This window comes from Sulfuricurvum sp. (assembly GCF_028688295.1).
In the GTDB taxonomy this organism is placed as follows: domain Bacteria; phylum Campylobacterota; class Campylobacteria; order Campylobacterales; family Sulfurimonadaceae; genus Sulfuricurvum.
The window spans coordinates 23,922-46,127 of sequence record NZ_JAQTYM010000012.1; the positions used below are offsets into that span (position 1 = coordinate 23,922).

General features: G+C 41.0%; 15 protein-coding genes and 1 tRNA gene. 10 read left to right on the plus strand and 6 right to left on the minus strand.

The annotated features are described in order from the left end of the window. The first annotated feature begins 18 nt into the window (after positions 1 to 18). On the plus strand, positions 19 to 2,376 hold the full coding sequence (locus tag PHR02_RS04525; protein ID WP_299989567.1) for a flagellar protein: 2,358 nt from the start codon (positions 19 to 21) through the stop codon (positions 2,374 to 2,376). Here the strand turns inward: PHR02_RS04525 and miaA are convergent. Beyond that, positions 2,368 to 3,261: a tRNA (adenosine(37)-N6)-dimethylallyltransferase MiaA gene (gene miaA / locus PHR02_RS04530; protein WP_299989570.1), complete on the minus strand. Its 894-nt coding sequence runs from the start codon at positions 3,259 to 3,261 to the stop codon at positions 2,368 to 2,370. The two genes, PHR02_RS04525 and miaA, sit on opposite strands and share 9 nt — an antisense overlap. A gap of 92 nt (positions 3,262 to 3,353) precedes the next feature. Between miaA and mqnP the strand changes: the two genes are divergently transcribed. The 4 genes from mqnP to PHR02_RS04550 all read left to right on the plus strand — a co-directional run bounded on the left by mqnP (position 3,354) and on the right by PHR02_RS04550 (position 5,377). After that, the gene (gene mqnP, locus PHR02_RS04535; protein ID WP_299989574.1) at positions 3,354 to 4,214 is read left to right on the plus strand and encodes a menaquinone biosynthesis prenyltransferase MqnP; all 861 of its coding nucleotides are present in this window, start codon (positions 3,354 to 3,356) and stop codon (positions 4,212 to 4,214) included. After that, entirely contained in the window at positions 4,211 to 4,732 is a 522-nt protein-coding gene (locus tag PHR02_RS04540; protein ID WP_299989576.1) for a hypothetical protein, read from the plus strand. The genes mqnP and PHR02_RS04540 overlap by 4 nt, the downstream gene beginning before the upstream one ends. Next, positions 4,729 to 5,244, plus strand: coding sequence for a hypothetical protein (locus PHR02_RS04545; protein WP_299989579.1), 516 nt, complete (start codon positions 4,729 to 4,731; stop codon positions 5,242 to 5,244). Before PHR02_RS04540 ends, PHR02_RS04545 begins: the two co-directional genes overlap by 4 nt. Before the next feature lie 56 nt (positions 5,245 to 5,300). After that, positions 5,301 to 5,377, plus strand: a tRNA-Arg gene (locus PHR02_RS04550). A 259-nt stretch (positions 5,378 to 5,636) separates the two neighbouring features. On the opposite strand, the gene PHR02_RS04555 is transcribed toward PHR02_RS04550, so the two are convergent. Both PHR02_RS04555 and PHR02_RS04560 read right to left on the minus strand, forming a co-directional pair. Then, positions 5,637 to 6,116: a hypothetical protein gene (locus PHR02_RS04555; protein ID WP_299989581.1), complete on the minus strand. Its 480-nt coding sequence runs from the start codon at positions 6,114 to 6,116 to the stop codon at positions 5,637 to 5,639. A gap of 337 nt (positions 6,117 to 6,453) precedes the next feature. After that, a complete protein-coding gene (locus PHR02_RS04560) occupies positions 6,454 to 11,472 on the minus strand; it encodes a family 16 glycosylhydrolase (RefSeq protein ID WP_299989584.1) in 5,019 nt (1,672 codons plus the stop codon). Positions 11,473 to 12,076: 604 nt separating this feature from the next. Here PHR02_RS04560 and PHR02_RS04565 point away from each other — a divergent pair. Next, the gene (locus PHR02_RS04565; RefSeq protein ID WP_299989586.1) at positions 12,077 to 16,195 is read left to right on the plus strand and encodes a cadherin-like domain-containing protein; all 4,119 of its coding nucleotides are present in this window, start codon (positions 12,077 to 12,079) and stop codon (positions 16,193 to 16,195) included. Between the two features lie 402 nt (positions 16,196 to 16,597). Here the strand turns inward: PHR02_RS04565 and rsfS are convergent, their stop codons facing one another. Both rsfS and nadD read right to left on the minus strand, forming a co-directional pair. Beyond that, positions 16,598 to 16,933, minus strand: a complete 336-nt coding sequence (gene rsfS, locus PHR02_RS04570) for a ribosome silencing factor (RefSeq protein ID WP_299989589.1) — start codon at positions 16,931 to 16,933, stop codon at positions 16,598 to 16,600. Beyond that, the gene (gene nadD / locus PHR02_RS04575; RefSeq protein ID WP_299989592.1) at positions 16,930 to 17,463 is read right to left on the minus strand and encodes a nicotinate (nicotinamide) nucleotide adenylyltransferase; all 534 of its coding nucleotides are present in this window, start codon (positions 17,461 to 17,463) and stop codon (positions 16,930 to 16,932) included. Before nadD ends, rsfS begins: the two co-directional genes overlap by 4 nt. 81 nt (positions 17,464 to 17,544) lie before the next feature. Between nadD and gap the strand changes: the two genes are divergently transcribed. From gap to fabI, 4 genes are all read left to right on the plus strand, one after another. Then, positions 17,545 to 18,549: a type I glyceraldehyde-3-phosphate dehydrogenase gene (gene gap / locus PHR02_RS04580; protein ID WP_299989595.1), complete on the plus strand. Its 1,005-nt coding sequence runs from the start codon at positions 17,545 to 17,547 to the stop codon at positions 18,547 to 18,549. 42 nt (positions 18,550 to 18,591) lie between these two features. Continuing rightward, positions 18,592 to 19,782: a phosphoglycerate kinase gene (locus PHR02_RS04585; RefSeq protein WP_299989597.1), complete on the plus strand. Its 1,191-nt coding sequence runs from the start codon at positions 18,592 to 18,594 to the stop codon at positions 19,780 to 19,782. 127 nt (positions 19,783 to 19,909) lie between these two features. Then, positions 19,910 to 20,629 carry a triose-phosphate isomerase gene (locus PHR02_RS04590; protein WP_299989600.1) on the plus strand — a complete coding sequence of 240 codons (720 nt, stop codon included), beginning with the start codon at positions 19,910 to 19,912 and terminating at the stop codon, positions 20,627 to 20,629. A 3-nt stretch (positions 20,630 to 20,632) separates the two neighbouring features. Then, complete coding sequence (gene fabI / locus PHR02_RS04595) at positions 20,633 to 21,457, plus strand: enoyl-ACP reductase FabI (RefSeq protein ID WP_299989609.1); 825 nt, start codon at positions 20,633 to 20,635, stop codon at positions 21,455 to 21,457. A gap of 140 nt (positions 21,458 to 21,597) precedes the next feature. Here fabI and PHR02_RS04600 read toward each other — a convergent pair whose 3' ends face one another. Next, positions 21,598 to 22,020: a hypothetical protein gene (locus tag PHR02_RS04600; RefSeq protein ID WP_299989603.1), complete on the minus strand. Its 423-nt coding sequence runs from the start codon at positions 22,018 to 22,020 to the stop codon at positions 21,598 to 21,600. Between the last annotated feature and the right edge of the window lie 186 nt (positions 22,021 to 22,206).

Genomic DNA, 22,206 nt, shown 5'->3' on the forward strand with positions numbered 1-22,206 from the left:
AAAGATAAAGGGGATAGATTGAGATACTGGATTATTCTCTCTCTGTGTTTCCCCCTTTTTGCACTCGAACTTTCCGTGCAAAGCGGCAAAGAAGGTGGGGAGCCTTTTAGCGTTCTCCATCTACGCAATGCTTCCCCTTTTACCTGTCAACCGACGAACAATGAATTTGGTGAAACTAAACGGATAGATTGCCACTTTAGTACCCCTCCTAAACAAAATTTTTCTCCTATAAACAATACCCAATTGAGTGTAACTTCTTCGAAAAGTGCGCAAGGCTACACGATTACCATCCTCCCTAAATCCAAAATGAAATTGGTTCCGGTAGTATTTGATCTATCGACTGAATCCCAAACCTATCAATCGAATGTTAAAAATGCTACCCACTGGAGTGTGATCGGTTATCACACAAAGCTTCCTATACTCAATTTTTCAGCCGAATCTTCTTCTGCGATTAATTTCCCGGTAATAATCAATAAAAACAATAGACCCTTTGTCGGTGGATTAGATCTCAAAGGAAATCCGATTAAAATTACACGGGTTCAAGACGTCACCGATTACATGCAAATGAAAAAATCATACGCAGCGAAAGAGTATGATAAAGTACTGGAATTAGCAGATAACGCCCTAAAAGAATACCCTAAAACCGTATTTAAAAATGAGCTCATGCTGTATCAAATACGTGCATATCATCACAAAGAAGAGCCTGAGAAACTCTTAGAAATAGCAAAACGATTTTTGCGTGACTATTCAGCAGATCCGAATGTTGCAGAGGTATTAGCATATACGGCGAACAGTTATAATAAAATCGGACAAACAATCGATGCCGATTATTTTTTCGATCGTCTTTTTGATGAACAAAGCGAAAGTCCATTTGCCACATTAGGGATGATCTATAAGGCAGAACAGCTCGAAGCATCGGGTGATCGTAAAAAATCAATGGGCTTTTACCAGCGTGCACTTGCAGCGAGTTCTGATATTGAAATAGCATCAAAAGCAGCGTTTAAACTGGCTCAGATGGAGCTTGACAGTGGCAATACAAAAAAAGCAGCACAATACATCGAAAAAATTGCTTCCGCGAACCCCAACTATTTTGCGCAAGTGCGAGAGAATGCGATGAGTATGATAACGACCTTTACGGATCGTAACGACCCTAAAACTGCCCTACGCCTTAGTGAATCTCTCTTTAACGCAACCGATAAAAGCGCTCCGGATAAAGAGCTTTTACTTAAAAATCTTGGTCTTCAGCTCGCAAAAGCCGATAAACGAAATGAAGCTCTAAAGCGGTTTAATGAATACCTTGAAAAATACAAATACGGGGAATACGTAGAAGAGGTACGGCGAGCAAAAGATGGGTTATTTTTTGAATCAGGGGATAAAAATACAACTGCTGAAATGAAAAAATACGATGATTTGATCGATCGCTACGGAAACGACAGTGTCGGACAAAAAGCCCTTTACAAAAAAGCGCAACTCCTTTTGAGTGAGAAAAAATACAAAGATGTCTTGGATATGGAGAGCGAGCTTTACCGCTTAGATTCAACCCAATATCCTCAAACCAATGCCTTGATCTCAAAAAGTGCGATTGAATTGGAAAAATCACTCTTAAAAGAGGGGAAATGTTTAGAAGCGATGAAGCTTCAGAAGATGTACAAAATCAAACTTTTGAGTGAATGGGATGAGCCTTTATTTAACTGTGCCCTGAAGACAACCCAATATACAGCCGCAAAAAAAATAGCGCAACGCCATTTAAAATCCAAATCGATTCCCGAACGACAAGTTTGGCTTTCTCGCATGGTTAAAACCCAATTTGGTTTAGGGGAGTACAAAGAGGCGATCAAAGGGGGAGAAGAGCTGATCAGTCTTTTAGAGGTTGAGAAAAATCCCCCTCTGAATGATATCTACCGTACTATGTATGATGCAGCACAGCGTGTTGGTGATAATGAAGCGATGATCCGTCATATCAAATCACTTGAAAGTGCATTTGTGAATGATTTCAAAGATATCGAACGTTATACTCAAATGGTAACACTAGGGTTAAAACGCAAAGACGAAGCGATGACGCAAACCTATGCGAAAAAAGTAATGGCACTCCAAGTACGGACGAAAACATATACCCAAACCCCTTACATCGAATTTACTTTGGCGCAATCGTACCAAAATGTGGGGAAAGATGCCGATGCCCTCAAGGTTTTGAGAACGTTGAACACTCGCAAACTCATCAATGAAAAACGCTCCCGCCAGCAGTATCTTATCGGAGCGATAGAGCAAAAATTGGGGAATAAACGTCAAGCGAGAGAGGCGTTTAATGCAAGTATCAAAGCCGACAAAAATTCAGCATGGGGCAAGTTAGCCAAAGATGCACTGTCACTATTTTAGAATAGTACTTGCCGCCTTCAGTAACTCATCTGCCGTAGTGCTTGAACTCACTACAAACTGATGGGCATTAAACGTTTGTTGACGTTTTGCCAGTTGGGCCGTATGGGTTGAAATGAGTGAGGTCATCTCTTCTTTTGTTATTTTTCCGTCCAAATACTCCAAAACCTCGATGATACCGATTGCCCTCATACTGTTTGGAGCTCTTCCATACACCCTCTCAAGCTCAGCTACTTCATCGATTAACCCAGAGCGAACCATTTTTTCGCTCCGATGGGCTATTCGTTCCCGTAAAATATCTCTATCAACCTGTAGATTGAATACGGGGCACTCAGTGATGATAGGCTTAGGTGGATTGGCTTTAAACCACTCTGTGGGAGAAATACCCGATTCGAGATAGATAAGGAGCATCTTTTCAATTCGGTAGCGATCATTGAGGGTGATTTTTTGCATAGTAAGCGGATCGATCTCACTCAAAAGACGATGCGCCTCCTCTAAATCATTGAGCATTATTTTTACTCTATCAAAGGTGTCGAGAGAGAATGTAGGAATCTTAGAGAGTCCATCAAGCATACTTTTAAGATAAAAACTGCTGCCGCCGACGATGATAATGTTTTTGTTCTCTTGTTGTGCTTTTTGAGCAACACCATGGTATTCATTGATAAAAGTGATGACGCTAGCCGTTTCATTCGGAGAGAGACGATTGATACCGAAATGTTCTACTTGAGAGAGCTCAGATTTAGAAGGTTTAGCAGAAGCGATATCGATCTCTTTATAAATACTCAACGAATCGATGGAGAGGATGAGGGCATTATATTGTTGCGCTAACATAAGTGCTATGTCACTTTTCCCTGATGCTGTAGAGCCGATAATCGCTAATTGTTTCATTGACGACATTATACCCTGAAGTGTTTTTAGGGTAAAATAAATAAAACGTCATTTAGTGAAGCCAATAATGACAATAATTAAAAAGGGTAATTGTGAAGCGTTTGGTGAAAAAATTACAAGACTTTAATGAGCTGGTAATGTTTCAGCACAGCGTTTTTTCGCTTCCGTTTATTTTTATCGCCATGATTGTTGCCTCGGATGGATGGTTCGGGGTTAAACTTCTTATTCTAGGAGCGTTTGCAGCGATCAGTGCGCGCAATGCGGCGATGGGATTTAACCGTTACATAGACCGCGTATATGACAAAGATAACCCAAGAACCGCAGGTCGTCCGAGTGTTGATGGACGGCTTGATGGTGGATCGATCGCTATCTTTACGGTGGTTAATGCATTGGTTTTTATGGCGGTTGCCTATTTTATTAATGATCTAGCTTTTTATCTCAGTGCACCGGTTCTCGTTGTTTTGCTCAGTTACTCCTACTTTAAACGTTTTAGTTCGATGGCCCATATTGTCCTTGGGATATCGCTGGGACTTGCTCCGATGGCAGGAGCGATTGCGGTATTAGGGGATGTCCCTTTGTGGTCGGTGCTTCTGAGCGTTGGGGTTGTCTTTTGGGTTGCAGGATTCGATTTGCTCTATTCATTACAAGACATGGAGTTTGATAAAACCAACGGTCTTCATTCGATCCCCTCCCGTTATGGAAGCCGTGCAACGTTAAAAATATCGGCATTGTTCCACATGATTACCATTGTATTTTGGGGATGGTTTGTGAGTGTTGCGGCGCTTGGATGGTTTGCGGTAGCAGCGGTTATTTTTTCGGCGTTGATGCTTATGTATGAACATTATCTGGTACGAAAAGATTTTTCAAAAATCGATAGGGCATTCTTTACAATAAACGGTTATTTGGGATTTGTTTTTATCGGATTGATTATTTTAGATAAGGTGGTTGCATGAGTGATGTACGATTGGTAAATGCTCCAATTAATCTTGTGTATGATGAGTCTTCCAATGATTTGGAAAAATATGAACGGGAATTCCACCAAATGTCTGAGAGCGACGACGATCCCATCGGGCAATGGTTAAAACTGGCAAAAGCTCGGGGGGATACGAGTGACAGTGATCCGTTGGTTCTGAATTTAATGGTTGAACTTTATCGAAAGATAGACAAACTGGAGCAAATTTTAACGATGAATACGCCGACGAGAATTTCGCTCATCAACGAAGCGATGATCGAGAGTATCGGATTTGAACACTTCAAACTAAACGAAGCAGTACTTGAAGTAGGGAAGCGCTACTATGGAAGGATTGACATGCCGATTCATCCCAAAAGAGAGATAGCTGTTTTTTTTGAAGCAATCGATCCTTCTTTGGCTAAAATTGTTCAGATGCATGATCGTGACGAAAAAGAGTGGGCCTCTTACCTTACGGCACGTGAGCGGGTAATGATTCGACAGTTAAAGGGGCGTGAGTGAATTATACGATTGAAATTGCCGTTGTCGCTTTGGCAATTATGGTGGTAGGGCTTATTTATTACACGATCAATAAAGAGGGCGAAGTCACCTCGCAAATCCGCTCAATCGCTAAAGCAGTAGATGATTTGCACCGTGAACTCTTTATGATGGATAAACGTCTTAAACAAGAGCTTGAGATCATTACCTCGTTACAAGAGAGTGTCCCGGTAAGCCAAAACTCACTGCACGCCGAGCTAGGACGCGAAGTGAATGAGATATCGATTCCGATATTGGAATCCCTCTCCCACATCGAAGAGAGCTTGAGTGCTTACAAAGAGAAAACAGAGAATCGATTGCGCTACCTCGAAGAGCGTATCCGAAACCTTTCACTCCCTACCTCGATCAGCGGATTGGACGATGAAAAAGTGATTAGCCGCTATAACCAAGGACTCGAAGTAGATGCCATCGCCAAAGAGCTTCGCCTCTCAAAAGCGGAAGTTGAGTTTGTTTTGAAAATCAATCAATTGCGCTAAAAGTATATTAATTGCTTTTTAAGCTTATCTAGCTATAATTTCGTTCTCTTTAAAATGCGTCCGTAGCTCAGCTGGATAGAGCACCGGTTTGCGGTACCGGCGGTCAGGGATTCGAATTCCTTCGGGCGCACCACTTACAAACACCGTAATCATCGAACTTACCTTCACTTTTACCAATCACTAAAATCGCTTAAGAATTCACTGGGACATACCTCGGGACATACTTTTGTAAAATTTACCTGCTTCTTGTATTTGATAGCTGTAATCTCAATCACATCTTCGATGTTCATTACACCATACTGTTTGATCAAACCATGAGGTGTCGGTCGTCGATTGAACCGTCTACCAAATGGGGGTCATTCCATCGAAACTTAAAATGCATGTTGTATAAGTCACTTGTCTTTTAAATCTTTTTTCATTTGAAGTCTTATCTTTTTACGTTTTGCATGGTACGATTCTGAATCACCATATTCAAGATAATTATCGTATCTAGAATGCTCATGCTTCATCTCTCTATTATGCTTAATTGGACACCAAAACTCTTCTGTTCTTGCACCTATTGCTGCAGCATATTGTATAACTCCATTTACATATCCACAATAAATGCAATAAAATTTCTCCATAAAATTTAAGTATTTCAAATGATGTCTATCAACAACAACATATTCACTTCGTTTTACTTTGGGAATTTCATATATAGTAAAATTGATTGCTTGGAAGATACTAGCTAAAATATCAGCAAATACGGCGGGAATTATCATCATAAGTATAAACGGTGAAGTTAGAAAATAAGAAAGCTTACTCCTAGATAAGTATTCACGAGAAAATACATTAAGATTAGGTTTTTGATTTTTTTCATTACTATTTTTCATTTTATTCCAAGTTTGTTAGGCTATGCACATTGAAGTTTTTATAAGGTGTTAAAACTATGTAAATCACTTATATTTAGCATTTACTTAAGTACATAGTCAAGTTCTATTTGTTGAATTGTATCTAAATTTCAGTCAAAAAATTCAGGCATTTATGGCGCTTATACACATGATGCCATTGTAATGAGATCGGATCGATGAGTTAGGAAATATGACAGAATGAATGAGAGGGTAACTTCTGGGGAGCACTGGTTCTGATCGTTATTTAAACGTTCATATAAGCCCTTTAGAGGGCAAATATACTTAAATTGATTACCCCCATCTGGATAATGCTATAGTCCTAAATTACCACAAAATCTGCATTCGTGATTGTAGGATGAGTATTGACCCCAAGTAATACAAACTCTACCGCTACACCCGATCCACTTCCATCGGCATCATACGATAATACACCAGTTGATGTATTGTAGAGAATATAATCATTTGCATCTGAAGCGGTCCCCGTAGTGTTGGAACTGAAATTAGCACTATTAAGTGTAGCTGTTACGCTCAGTGTTGTGAAAATACTATTTTCAAGTTGAATCGTATCATCTATAGCGTTAAAGTCGGTAATCGTATCTTTATTGGTTGTTGTATTGAGTGCGGTATTAAAGAGAAAGGTATCTGTTCCTGATCCACCATTTAAAACATCGTTTCCTACTGTACTGCTGATCAGATCGTTACCTTCTCCACCATAGATTCTTCCTGATCCGCTTAACGTATCATTACTAGATGTTCCGATACTCCAAGAACTGAGATTATACACAGAGCCATTATCTAATGTAAGAAACTCACTGCTCCCTTTTGTGGTAAAAAATCGGCCGATGGTGATGAGATCAGAGAGCTGATCGATAGCAGTGGTATCTCCATTAGCTCGCACTCCTAAAAGTAAATTACTTCCATCACGCTGTGCATCGATCATATCGATCGAGATACTCTCTCCAAAAGAGATCACATCATTACCTGCATTGACTGCTTTCATAGTATGGTGTTTGGTGAATCCATGACGTACCGTTGCATGGACGAAATTGTAATCAAGAACTATGTCGTTTCCATCTCCGATGTTAAAGAGATAGGTATCATTTCCTATATCACCATATAGAGTGTCACTTCCGGTTCCACCGTTAAGTGTATCGTTGCCGTATTTGCCCATCAGCATATCATTTCCGCTTAATCCGCTGATGGTGTCGTTACTTCCAAAGTCAATCGTATCACCTACCATAAGATCAGCGTTGGCGGTTCCGAGTAGATTGAGGTTATCCAATACAGGTGCCACATTTATTGTCAATGTATTGGCTGAAGCAGAGTAGGCTGTTCCATCAGAAACTTTAAATCCGATATTTGCATAGTTTGATCCAAATACATTAGCAGTTGGAGTAAAGATCAGTTTGCCATCACTTATATCAGTTGCTGTGATCTCTTGGTTGAGAGTCACGACTACACCGTTAAGCTTGAAAGTACCAGCTGTCGACAAGGTAGTAATTTTTACTTTGGAAAGAAAATTACCTGTATCGACATCATTGAAGGCAAAGTCACTCAGGGAGAATATTTTGGCGGTGTCTTCATTGGTAGTGAGGGTTTTATTGGCAGATGCGGGGGCATCGTTGAGGGCGGTAACGACCTGGACAGCAGAGTTATTCACCGATGCGATACCATCCGTCACCGTGTAATCAAAGGTGACCGTTCCGTTATAATTCGGATCCAGCGTCAATGTCCATGTTTCGTTGCCATTATCGATCAGGGTTCCTGCAGTGGCACTTAGACCAGTGATACTTAAAGTGTCTCCATCCGCATCGGTCGTATTTGCAAGTAACTGCGCTTTCGTGATAGTGATTGGAGCACTGTCTTCAGAAGTGACTCCGATCACATTAGCATGGTAAGCAATCGAGTCGATCGCCATCTCCGCCGTTCCGTTTACTGTCGTGTAATCACTACTCCATCCGGTAGCTCCCTGGGTCGCCCATAAGTTGGCCATGATTTTACCCGGAGTCGATGGGAGTGCACCATGGGTTCCGTTTTCAGTATGGACCAAAGTTCCATTCACATACCATTCAATCGCATTTTCAGCCCATTTAAAGGCATACGTATGCATTCCTTCTGACGCATCGAATCCCAAATCGATGAGAGTTGGGTGTTCGACTCCGTTCGTCCAGTAGTTAACCTGGAGTTTGGTCGGGTCGTCCCCTTTGATCTCGATGTCGATTTCATCGTGCTGGGTCCCCTCCGATGGTCCCGTGTAAGTGAAAAAGCCGTTGATCGTTCCCGGTGTCTTCGATGCTTTCAACGAAACTTCATAGTAACCATATCCGTACGTTTCGTTCGATCGGTATTCACCCGAGAGGAGAGTGCTATTGACCTCGCTCAACGTGATGTGCATGGTGCCATCTTGAAATGCAATCTGATCGCCATCCCAGCTGTTGGCAAAAATCCCTCCGTTGCTCCATCCGTCCGATTTGCTCCAGACGAGGGTATCCTGGCTGTTCAATCCATCTTCTATGGAAGGGGTTGCGGGGAAGATCACAGGAGCGTTATTAGCAAATGCACTATCAATAGTTCCATTAATATTTAATCTAGTAATCATAATATCATGGGCACCATTCACACCGCTTGATCCTGCTACTATTATTTTTCCATCAGTCTGCACATCAATCGATAAACCAAAGGTTTCTGTGTTACCCGAATTGATAACCACAGTTCCATTTATCCCAAAAGTTTGGTCTGTAGTTCCATTTGGGTTATAACGAAGCACTACAATTTCTCGCCCATCACTTGTATCAAAATCACCAATAGCAATAATTTTTCCATCGCTTTGGACATCTATATCGTAAAGCGTTTCATAATCGCCTATGTCTAGGCTTACTGCCCCTTGGGTTCCAAAAGTTGTATCAATGGAGCCATTGCTGTTTAACTGAATGATGAATAACTCATCTTCGCTTGCATTTGATGTATAGCCAGATGCTAATATTTTGCTATTGCTTTGCACAAATAGGCCATCAATAACATCTAAGGTGCCACCAACATCGATCTGAAGGGTTCCGGTTCCACCAAAAGTAGTATCTAAGGTGCCATTGGCATTAAACTTAGCAATGAGCAAATCATTACCCTCTTTCCCGGCAGCAATAATTTTTCCGTTGATATCTACATCTAAAGCATAAAATCGTGCACTTCCACTTGGACTCGACAAAACAAGTCCTCCATTAAAGGCAAAACCATCATCCAGGGCTCCATCCGATGTATAACAAAAAACTGATGAGCTACTGTTATAAGCGCCCGCCGCAACAAATCGACCATCGTTTAATATGTCAACGGCATAAAATTGGCTTGCACTTCCGATGACAGCTCCATTTCCACCAAAATTAGTATTAATAGAGCCATTTGAATTAAGCTGAAGAATGATACTTTGCTTTGATACAATGTCGTTATATGCGTCTCCGACAAGAGTTATTTTTCCATTGGATGCCAATGAAAGTCCAACAAAATGCTGATATTTAAAACCAAGGTCGACTAAGACGACACCATTCTCACCAAAAGTTGTATGGAGTGTGCCATCTGCATTGAATGCTGAGACCATAAAGTTTGTGCCAGTGGAATCTCCAGAATACCCGGCAACGTAAATTGTCCCATCATTAGATGTTTGCATAATATTTATGCGATCATTAACCCCTACATTCGTTGTTATCACGTTATTGTTTTTGTTCTGCAAATAATTGTCTTGTCCAGGAACAACAATCGGGTTGTCATCTACATCTACGACCGAAACGGATACCGCCTTGGTGTCAGACAGCACACCATCATTCGCAATGACGTTAAAACTATAGTTGTTTTTAGCTTCATAGTCAGCTGATATTTTTAATGTCACTTGTCCATTGGTGCTATTAATATTTAAAAGCGTTGAATCAGCACCGGAAAGACTATATACAATACTGGCACTGTCAGAATCAGTTGCATTTGCATCATAAATAATAGTAGAGATTGGAGCGTTTTCAACAACAGTTCCAGTAGAACCCGATGTGATCACAGGTGAAGAAGAAAGACTTGACGCCAACACTAATACATCTGCAAATTGGATTTTCTCAACACCGTATAATGTGTCAATTCCATCCCGCCCAGGTGTTAAATCTTCAATAGTTATACTATCATCACTATTAACGCTTATTTTATAGCCAGATGAGTGATTGGAATACTGCACCACATCAACACCATCTCCACCATAAAGCGCATTGTTTGCTTCATTTCCAATAAAAATATCGTCCGCTTTTCCCCCAATGACATTTTCAATAGTGACGCCAAATGCAATACCTAGAGCATTTTTTCCTGTGTAGATGCTAGTAGAGTAGTTATTAAATATACTTGCAACCCAATCATTAAGCGACGTTGTATTTTTCGCTGCATAAATTTTTTCTTGTTCGATTACAATTTGAGTCTGTATACTACGATAGTTGACATCACTGTAACTTCCTGCAGTCAAATCAATAATATTTGAATATTCTATTCCAGTGAAATCTAATGTGTCGATACCTCCCGCATCCCAAATGGTTTTATAAATCTCATCAGAAGAAAAGACGTAAGTATCATTTCCAAGATTAGTGTTTGTATTAGCACCATAAATTGTTTGCAATGCGAGTATGTCATACACCATTGGTGTTTGGGAAAAAGCATAATCAAAAGAGGGAGACACTCCATCTGTGGTACTGGTAAAAACAGGGATCAATTGCTTGTAATGTGTGTACGACATGACTGTATTAACTTGGTTGTCATCCGCAGATGGGAGAATATAGTTCCCATCAAAAGGATGTTTGAGTCCAAGGGCATGGCCAATTTCATGAATCATTGAGAAATAATTATGTGTAGATGGAACAAAGGATTCATCCTTATGGTCGGCTTTTATCCATATATCCCCCTCTATTGGGTCTGCTTCTCCATTGATAAAGGCGTTGCTATAATAATATCCTTTTGTGTACCCCCACACATCAACAACATCGGGCGCACCAACATCGGATGAGAAAGCTATCCTAATGTCCCCAACGGACACAACTCCATCGTCAACCTTTGTAAAATCAACATTAATATAACTTTCATATAATGCAAAGATTTGTTCTGCATAGTATTGCTGTTGGGCATTAAGACCTTGTGTTACAGATGCTTCCGGCTCTGTGTAGTTTGCACTCCAGTACGCATTTGCATGATCTGTCCATGGAAGACTGTATGTGACAGAGGCTCCGGTCCCAAATGCTCCGCCCCACTTGACTCCCTCGCCGCCTGTCAGCGAATCAATTAAGATATTTCCGGTAAGTTGATTTTTATATGAAGTTATACTCATTATTAATTTATCCCTTTACGGTTTCAGTTAAACACTGTTCATTTATACAGAATCTTACATTAGACTTTTATAAGGGTACCTATAAAAACATATCTCAAAAGTGGCTAAGTTAAGTACTGATTAGGTTGTCAAACGACATGGCAAAATGAGCACTTAGAGGAATTAAAAGAAGTTATAAATCTTAAGAAATGATAGCTGTTAAGTTTGGCGATACCGGCGGTCAGGGATTCGAATTCCTTCAGGAACACCACTTACAAACACCGTAATCATCGAACTTACCTTCACTTTTAGCAATCACTAAAATCGCTTAAGGATTCAACCATTTCCACTTTCACTCCCACTTTCTTCGACTAAATTGTAACAACGTCTTCAATTAGACAGAACCCTTCTTCTCGACTCCCTGAAAGATTCATGGATTATCCATTTGCTATAAAATCCTCGCCGGTCATGATATTTTGCGTGAGTATTTTAGATTGAAATTGATTTCTTTTATTTTTTTATATTATTTTGCTACAATATATGCGAATTTTTAGAAATATAAATAGTTATATATTATTGTATTTTTGATTATTAATAAATATCAATTGTAATTACAGGAAAGTCTATGTCTAAATCCCTCTACTTAATCGATACTCAACTTAGTGACTATCAATCGATCATTGATAGCTTATCTTTTACAGATACTTATTATCTTATTGACGCAAATTCTGATGGTTTGACACAAATAGCAAGTATTCTCTCTGCCTATAAAGATCTGGATGCACTTCATATTTTTTCGCAGGGGGCAATTGGAAGCCTTAATCTTGGAAATACTGTACTAAATCAAGAAAACATCGCTTTATTCCAACCTCTGCTTCAATCTATTGGAAGCTCCTTGACTGTGAATGGGGATATTTTACTTTATGGCTATCAACCCGATACTACAGAGGCATTTATTAATTCTCTGTTAGTTTATACGGATGCTGATGTAGCAGCTTTGACTATGGATGTCCAAGTCGGAGAATGGGTTGTGACAGCTAGTTCCGGTATTGTAGAAACATTACCGATAGGGTATGTGATATCATCGGTAGTTAATACGGCTCCAATCGTATCAGCTCCTATTACTCTGAATTCTGTTGCTGAAGACAGTGGATCCATTTTTATTACTCAGGCGAAGCTTCTGGCTAATAGCTCAGACATCGATGGAGATACTCTAAGCGTAGACAATCTCACCGCATCATCCGGGACTCTTATTAATAATTACAACGGAACATGGAGTTTGACTCCGGCAGCAAACTATAACGGAACGATTAGCCTTAACTATGATGTCTCTGATGGTACGACTTTCGTAGCGGCTACTGCCACACAGGAAGTTGCCGCCGTTAATGATGCACCAACCCTCTTTATGGGCAATAATATTTCTGACGTTGCTAAAAGTGTTACGGTTCAAGCAGACGGGAAGATTTTAGTAGCTGGATACAGCGGTAATGGTCCGCAATACGATTTTACACTGGTACGTTACAACACAGACGGTTCTCTAGATACAACGTTTAGTAATAACGGGATGGTAAAAACCGATGTCGGTACAAGTTATGATTATGGTTCAAGCGTAACGGTTCAGACAGATGGGAAAATTCTAGTGGCAGGGTCGAGCCGGAATGCTGCTGGGAATGATGATTTTGCTTTGGTTCGCTACAACAGCGACGGTTCGCTGGATACGACCTTCAGTGGTGATGGAATTGTCACAACTGCTATCAGTACAGGTTACGATAATGCAAACAGTATAACCGTACAGCCGGATGGGAAGATTCTTCTAGCAGGGTCTAGTGGCGTCAACACTGATTTTGCTCTAGTTCGCTATAACAGAGACGGTTCCCTTGATAAAACCTTCAGCGGTGATGGAATCGTTACAACGGCTATTGGCACAGGTTACGATAGTGCGCTTAGTGTAACAGTTCAAACAGATGGAAAGATCCTGGCAGCAGGATATAGCAATAATGGTACTAACAATGATTTTGCTCTCATCCGTTACAATAGTGACGGTTCACTCGATACGACTTTTAGTGGTGACGGAAAAGTTACAACCGATTTTACGGCAAATTATGATGCTGGCCGGAGTGTAACAGTTCAGTCAGACGGAAAGATTCTTGTAGCTGGATATAATAAGAATGGTTCCAACGATGATTTTGCTCTCGTCCGTTATAACAGTGATGGCTCTCTCGATACCACGTTTAACGGTGATGGAAAAGTAACCACTGCTATCGGTGTAGGTGCAGATGGCGGCTACAGCGTAACGGTCCAGCCAGATGGGAAGATTCTTGTGGCAGGTGTCAGTAAGAATGGTTCCAACGATGATTTTGCTATGGTTCGCTACAACAGCGACGGTTCTCTTGATACTACGTTTAGCGGTGATGGGAAAGTAACCACTGCTATTGGAACAGGTTCAGATGTTGGTTACAGCGTAGCCGTTCAAGCAGATGGGAAGATCCTGGTGGTAGGTAGCAGTTATGGTTCCAATAGTGATTTTGCTGTTGTCTGTTATAACAGCGACGGCTCTCTCGATACTACTTTTAGTAATGATGGAAAACTTACGACCGTTATCGATGATGTAACGTTTGTAGAAAATGGCGCGCCGGTGGTTTTGATGCATATCAGTGGGGTTATTCGTGATACAGAACTTTCTACATTAAATAATTACAACGGGTCTACGCTGATTCTTGAGCGTAATGGATCAGCTGACAGTCAAGATCAGTTTTCTGGATCGGGGATCGTTGCCGGTCAAGGAATCGGGGAGGTTACGGCATCTGGAATGGTTGTTGGGAGTTATGCTTATACAAATGGTTCCCTTGTTATTTCATTTAATTCAAATGCTACGCAGGCATTGGTTAACAAAGTGGTACAAAATATTGCCTACAGCAATACAAGTGATACACCACCAGCGGGCGTTCAGATAAAATGGACGTTCAATGATGGCAATACAGGATCGCAAGGAACAGGAGGTGTATTAACAGCTACCGGTTATACGAATGTTGATATTGTTTCCGTTAATGATGCGCCTGTTGTATTTGCTCCTGTTGCTCTGAATTCTGTTACTGAAGATGGTGAGATCATTCTTATCACACAAGCACAGCTTTTGGCTAATAGCACAGATATTGATGGAGACACATTGAGTGTAATAAACCTCTCTGCATCAGCTGGCACACTTGTAAATAATCAAAATGGAACATGGAGTTTGACACCGGTAGCAAACTATAACGGAACGATTACCCTTAATTATGATATTTCCGATGGTACGACTTCCGTAGCGGCTACTGCCACACAGGAAGTTACCGCCGTTAATGATCAATTAATCGGTACTATAGAAATAAACGGTCATGCTGTTGAGGGACAAACGCTTAACGCTGCAAATTCATTCGCTGATGCAGATGGTCTTGGTTCTATCAGCTACCAATGGTTGGCAAATGGTATGGCCATTACAAACGCAACACAGCCTTTATATACGTTAACCGCAAATGAAATTGGTAAAACAATTACGGTAGAAGCAAGCTATACCGATTTGGGAGGAACTTTAGAAAGCAAGGTTAGTCTTGCAACTGCAAGCGTGATACAAACATATTTTAATGGGACTGTAGGAGCTGATACATTAACCGGAAACGCAAGTGCGAACGTGCTTGATGGAAAAGAAAATGCCGACAATATGATAGGTGGATTGGGTGATGACACTTATTATGTCGATAATCTAAAAGATATTGTAATTGAAGCGACTAATAGTGGAAACGATACCGTCATTATCACTATGGATACAGGTTATACTGGTAAATTTACGAATATAGAAACCGTATACGGAAGTACCGGTAATGATACCGTTACTTTGGGAACAGCCCAAATATCGGGTATGATTGATCTTGGAGTAGGGACAGACAAATTGACCCTTGCATTAGGAACTAACACTTTAAGGGTAATGAACGTTGAATCAATTATCGGTAATACTGGAGCCGATAACATCGTATTAGGCACTTTCTTAACAAGCAGCAATACAATAAATCTTGGATCAGGAACCGATAAACTGACGTTATCAGATGGAACCAATACGGCAACTCTTAAATACATTGAAACTATTATTGGTGGGTCAGGTGCTGATACCATCACCCTTGCTACTGCTCAAAAAGTAGGAACGATTGATCTAGGTAACGATACTGATACGTTGATTCTTGCAAATGGTACCAATAAATTAACCGTCTCAAATGTGGAAATGATTATTGGTAGCACCGGAGCGGATACTATTACAATTACGTCTGAATCAGCTGTTGCAACAACTATCAATGCTGGATCAGGAAATGATGTATTGACAGGTGGTATAGGCAATGACACACTTAATGGTGGGTATGGAAATGATAAACTTACCGGTGGGATAGGGAATGATATTTTTGTTTTTAATACAGCATTAAGTTCAAGCTACAATCGTGATACTATTATCGATTTCACGAGTGGAGAAGACAAGATACATCTTGAAAATTCGATTTTTACTAATCTAATAACATCAGGAATACTTTCAGAAAATAACTTTATTGCTAACTCTACTGGTAAAGCAGTTGATAGTAATGATTATATTGTCTATAACACCACAAGTGGGGTACTTTCGTATGATGCTAATGGCAGTGGTTTCGGTGCAGGCATTCAGATCGCACTCATTGGATCAACGGTTCACCCAACACTCTCAGCAATTGATTTTACTGTCATCTAAACAATAAGATCATCCCTCAATATGAGGGATGAATACTGCGTCAAATTCGTGTATTTTTTTCTCAAAAATATCCACAAAAGTGTACATTGTTCAAAAAAGTGACCGGCGAGTAAGTGGGTTTATTGTATAAGTTTTATTGATTTATAAATTTCTGAACGTATCGTGAATAAAGGAGTTTTTGAAGTAATGATGGCCCACTAAAAATTTGAATCTTAGGAGGCATTAGTCTCCTCTTTTGGTTTAGGTTTGATTTTCGGAGGGGTTGGAAGCGAGATAAATCCCTCTTTCTTTTTGTCTTTGAGTCATCATTTCGTGCCACGACATGGAATTCATGAATTTTGTAATAGGAGATGTACCCTGTATGAAGTATGGGATGACGAGCAGTAGGTGAGGCAAAAGCCTCTATTGTTGCTGTTTATTTTTACGTGCAGTGATTTCGTTAAGGAAACTTTCTAGATCGTATTTAACGCGGTATTGCGGCGTGAGGATGTGGATGAGGATATCTCCAAGATCGATAGCAACCCAGTCTCCACTCTCATCAACGTACAAAAATTGCTCATCCGGTTTAAGCCCTTTTTTGAGGTGATCTAGGAGGGCGATTGTGTGACGTTCTCCTAAAGACGAAGCGAGAATAACGTAGTCAGCGAAATAATCGCTTCCGTTGAGGTCGAAAACTTCGATCGCTTCGGCTTTGTTTTGATCTAAAATCTGAGAGATTTTTTCTATTCGTGAATTCACAGGTGTTCCTTGTAGTAGGTTGTAATTTTTTTTTCGATATTCGCTTCTAGCCCCAAAGGGGAGAGAGAAGTACGAAAATCGCTTGAGCTGATCGGTACAGTGACCGAAAGGCGAATCATGGTTTCCGGTATCGGGATATCATCACGTGCCGCAATAACCCACTTTACCATGGTATTAATCTCATCATATTGATACCAACTCTCTAGTTTTTCAAGATTATCGGCACCGATGATGAGGTAAATCTCATCGTAAAACGGCTGGTAGTGCTTTAGTGTTTCGATCGTGTAAACACTGCGCCCTTGTTTTACTTCAAAATCGCTGATATCAACGTCGGTAAAAGAGGCAAAAATTTCTTTTAGCCACTCATAGCGTTGTGTCCCATCTGCAAAGGTGGAAGGTTTAAACGGATTGCGCGCAGCAGGTACGATGATGAGCTTATCGATCGGTAAAATCTTTAAAGCTTCCGCAACGACAGCAACGTGTCCGGCGTGTGGCGGATCGAAACTTCCGCCGTAGAGTGCAAGCTTCATAAGCCTCAACTTCTTTTAATCGAAATTATAACCGATTTTTGGTAAAATCATCCCCTATTTTGTGTTTGTAGGATTATGGTAATGGCGCTAAAGATTGCAATTAACGGATTTGGCCGTATAGGCCGCTGTGTAACGCGCTTGATTGCCATGCGTAACGATATTGAGCTGGTCGCCATTAATGATATGGCTTCCATCGATATGATGCTCTACTTGTTGCAAAATGACTCCGTGCATGGTCCGTTTGAGATCGATGCAGCGATAGCAGGTGAAAATCATCTTCAAATCGGAGGAAAAAAGGTTCAAGTTTTTTCGGAAAAGAACCCTGAAAAGCTTGATTTTGCTTTACTTGGAGCAGAGGTGGTATTTGAATGCAGCGGTTTGTTTTTAACAGGTGCTTCAACACGTCATCATTTGGAAAAAGGGATCAAAAAAGTTATTTTGTCAGCTCCTACCCATGATAGTGCAATTCCCACTTTTGTGTTAGGGGTAAACGATCATCTTTATGCGGGAGAAAAAATTATCTCGAACGCTTCGTGTACGACGAATTGTTTAGGACCGATAGCCCGTATTTTAGAGGAACATGTGGGAATTGAAAAAGGGTTGATGACCACCATCCATGCCTACACCAACGGGCAAGCTATTATCGATTCAGCACATGGCAGCGATAAGCGCCGCTCCCGTGCCGCTGGCGTTAACATGATTCCCACTACGACGGGTGCAGCCAAGGCAATCAGTTTGGTGTTGCCTTCCTTGGAGGGAAAATTGCACGGGCAAAGTGTCCGTGTCCCCACACCGGATGTGTCGATGGTCGATTTAAATGTCCTTGTATCTCGATCAACTTCTAAAGAAGAGTTAAGTACCCTTTTTAAATCGTACGCAAACGGTCAAATGAAAGGAATTCTCGAAGTGGATGAGCGTTATCGTGTATCTCAAGACTTCGTTGGATCATCTTTTAGTGCCACAGTGGCGGATGATTTGATACAGGTTATTGATGGTAACATGGTTAAGATCATGGCATGGTACGATAATGAATGGGGTTATTCGAACCGTTTAATCGAAATGGCATTGTTTATTTATGAACAATAAAATATAATTATTAAAAATTTAATCTTACAGTAAGAGGAAGTAATGGAATTATTTAACATCAAAGAGTGCGACATTTACGGTAAAAAAGTATTTATCCGATGTGATTTTAACGTCCCAATGGATAATTATGGCAATATCACGGACGATCGTCGAATCCGTTCAGCACTTGCAACGATTAATTATTGTTTAGATCAGCAATGTGCGATTATTTTAGCCTCTCATTTCGGACGCCCGAAAGGGGAACCTGATGATGAATATACCCTCGCTCCTGTCGCACGACGTTTGCATCAGCTTTTGAAGATAGATATTCAGATGGCAGCGGATGTGGTAGGTGAGAGTGCAATGAAACTCTCAGCGCTCCTCAAAGGGGGAGAAATATTGTTGTTGGAAAATTTGCGTTTTGAAAAAGGGGAGACAAAAAATGACCCTGAATTCAGTGCCGCATTAGCTTCAATGGCTGAGGTGTATATCAATGATGCTTTTGGCGTGAGTCATCGTGCTCATGCTTCAGTGGAAGGAATTACCAGCCATTTCGATAAGGAGCATAAAGCGGCGGGCTTTTTACTCCAAAAAGAGATTCAATTTTTTGGTGTATTGCTCGAGCGTCCTGTTAGACCTTTTGCAGCGATTGTCGGGGGTTCAAAAGTTTCAGGTAAACTTGAAGCGCTGATCAACCTCTTGCCAAAAGTGGATAAAGTGCTCATCGGCGGCGGTATGGCGTTTACTTTTCTAAAAGCTCTTGGGCATGATGTTGGTAACTCATTGGTTGAAGATGATTTATTGGATGAAGCGATGAACATTATGAATGAAGCCAAACGTCTTGGGGTTAAATTTTATCTCCCTTTTGATGTGGTTGCCGCTGAAAAATTCGCACCTGATGCGATGAGTCGCCTTTGCAGTGTTCAGGAGATCCCAACGGGATGGATGGGATTGGATATTGGGCCGGCAACGGTCCGTTTGTACCGTCAAGTATTGAATGATGTTCAAACAATCCTTTGGAACGGGCCTATGGGAGTGTATGAAATGGATCGTTTCTCTCGCGGGTCGAACAAAATCGCCCATTTTGTAGCTGATTCGTATGCAACAACGGTTGTCGGTGGCGGAGATACCGCCGATTTAGTACAACGTATTGGTTTAGATGAAGAGATGACGTTTATCTCTACTGGCGGTGGTGCATCATTGGAATTATTAGAGGGAAAAATCCTTCCGGGTGTTAAGCCGTTGATGAAATAGTTTCTGTCATTCCCGTGAAGGCGGGAATCCAGCTTGCTTTGGGGATGGGTCCCCGGGTCAAGCCCGAGGATGACGAGCAAGAAACTTCTTGCAAGGTATCTAAAATAAAATTATAAGGAGATCAGTTATGATTTTATGTGCCAACTTCAAAGCAAACAAAACACGCCAAGAGACACGTGCCTACATGGCGGTTGTTGAATCATTTGTCAGTGCAAACGATATCACTGATACTGTTATCGTATTTCCACCATTCACAGCACTAGAACACGATCCTCGCAATGTCCTGATCGGTGTACAAAATGGCTATCCAGTAATAAACGGTGCCTATACCGGAGAGATTGCTCTAGAGCAGCTTGAAGAGTTCGGGATTAAAACAATTCTCATTGGACATTCTGAACGCCGTCATATTCTTGGAGAATCCCAAGAGGAGATCGCTGCAAAATTTCGTTTTTTTGCAGAGCAGGGGTTTGTGATCGTTTATTGTGTCGGTGAACCTCTCGAAGTTCGTGAAGAGGGGAATGAAGCACTGATGACGTATATCGAAAAACAGTTTGAGGGGATTGATCTCTCTTATGGTGATTTGATTTTAGCGTATGAACCGGTATGGGCGATCGGGACGGGACTTACCCCTTCTAATGAAGATATTGTCTGGGTACATAATGCCCTACGTGCAAAAACACACGCTCCATTGCTCTATGGTGGAAGTGTAAAAGTAGAAAACGCCGGTGAGATTATGGCACTTGATAATGTAGATGGCATCCTTGTCGGATCAGCATCACTCAGTGCCAACGATTTTTGCGAAATGATCGCACAAGCGGCAGAATTAAATACAGAAATAGGAGAATAATTGATGTTAATGCAAGGGAAAAAAGGTCTAATCGTAGGACTCGCTAACGATAAATCAATCGCATACGGTATCGCACAAGCGCTTCACGCTCAGGGTGCTCAAATGGCATTCACGTATCTTAATGAAGCATTGCAAAAGCGTGTAGAGCCTATAGCAGCAGCTTTTAATAATTCTCCTGTGTACAAGCTCGATGTATCGGATGAGTCAGATATGGAAGCAATCGCGGAAAAAGTACGCGCAGATTTTGGAGAAATCGACTTTCTCGTTCACTCAGTTGCGTTCGCTCCCAAAGAAGCACTTACGGAAGGATTTATGAAAACCTCTAAAAACGCGTTTCAAATTGCAATGGATGTCTCAGTCTACTCTTTGATCGATTTGACGAACCGTCTAGAATCCGTATTGGCTCCGGGGGCATCGATTATTACCCTCAGCTACCTTGGCGGACCGAAATACATCCCTAACTATAATGTTATGGGCGTTGCCAAAGCAGCACTAGAATCTACGGTACGTTATATGGCGGTAGAACTGGGTGCATCCAAAGGGCAACGGGTTAACGCAATCAGCGCAGGGCCTATCCGTACTTTAGCCGCTAGTGGTATCGGTGATTTTAAACAAATTCTCAACTGGAATGAAGCCAACGCGCCATTACGTAAAAACGTAACGATCGAAGAGGTCGGAAACTCAGCGATGTATTTACTTAGCGATCTCTCAAGTGGCGTTAGCGGAGAAGTTCATTATGTTGATGCGGGTTATAACATTATGGGTATGGCTGCAGTAGAGAAAAATGATGAAGGTAAGAGTGTTTTTGTTTGGGATGCTTCTAAATAATTAATAATGCCCCCGAAATTTACCTAGAGCCCAACCGCTGGCAGTAGTGCCAAAGCGGTTGGAAGCGTTCTATTGAGGGGGCAATTTTCTTTTGCTACTTTTCTTATGAAAAAGAAAAGTAGGATAAATGTTACGAAACGTTACTTTCCAATAACCGGCAAAGAGTTCACTAAATCAACATTTGAAGGCTCTTTAGGCTTCCCTTCCATCATCTTCGCTTTATTCTCATGATATACTTTCCATTTATCCGCATATTTTTGCAATGTAAACGGTTCGGTGTCCACCGGTTCTGGAACTTCTACCATTTTTGTCTCAGTAATCACTTTTCCATCAGGCATAGTGGTCGTTGTTGTGACAGTCGCTGTTTTGGTCATCGGAGTCCACTCTTCTTTTAGCCATCCATCAAGTGAGCGCTGCATAGAACCCGCTTCACTGGTGGCTGTAGTACTCGGAGAGACAGCATGAAGAGACGCATTTTGTGATGGTGCTACCCCTTCTCGATTAGCACATCCACTCAGGAGTAAGGCACTCATAGCGGCAGTTAGAAGGTATGTTGACTTCATTAAAGTTTCCTTTGGATTATTTGATAATTTGATACTAAATTGAACTATACCATAAAGCGGCTCATATTTATGATGATTATTTGTCTGTAAAATCCTACAAAAATGTCAGTCTCCCTAGAATGGGCATTTTTTATTTGGTAAACACTTAGTAAACAAAATAGTTTTTTTACAGCTATGTTTAAGAAT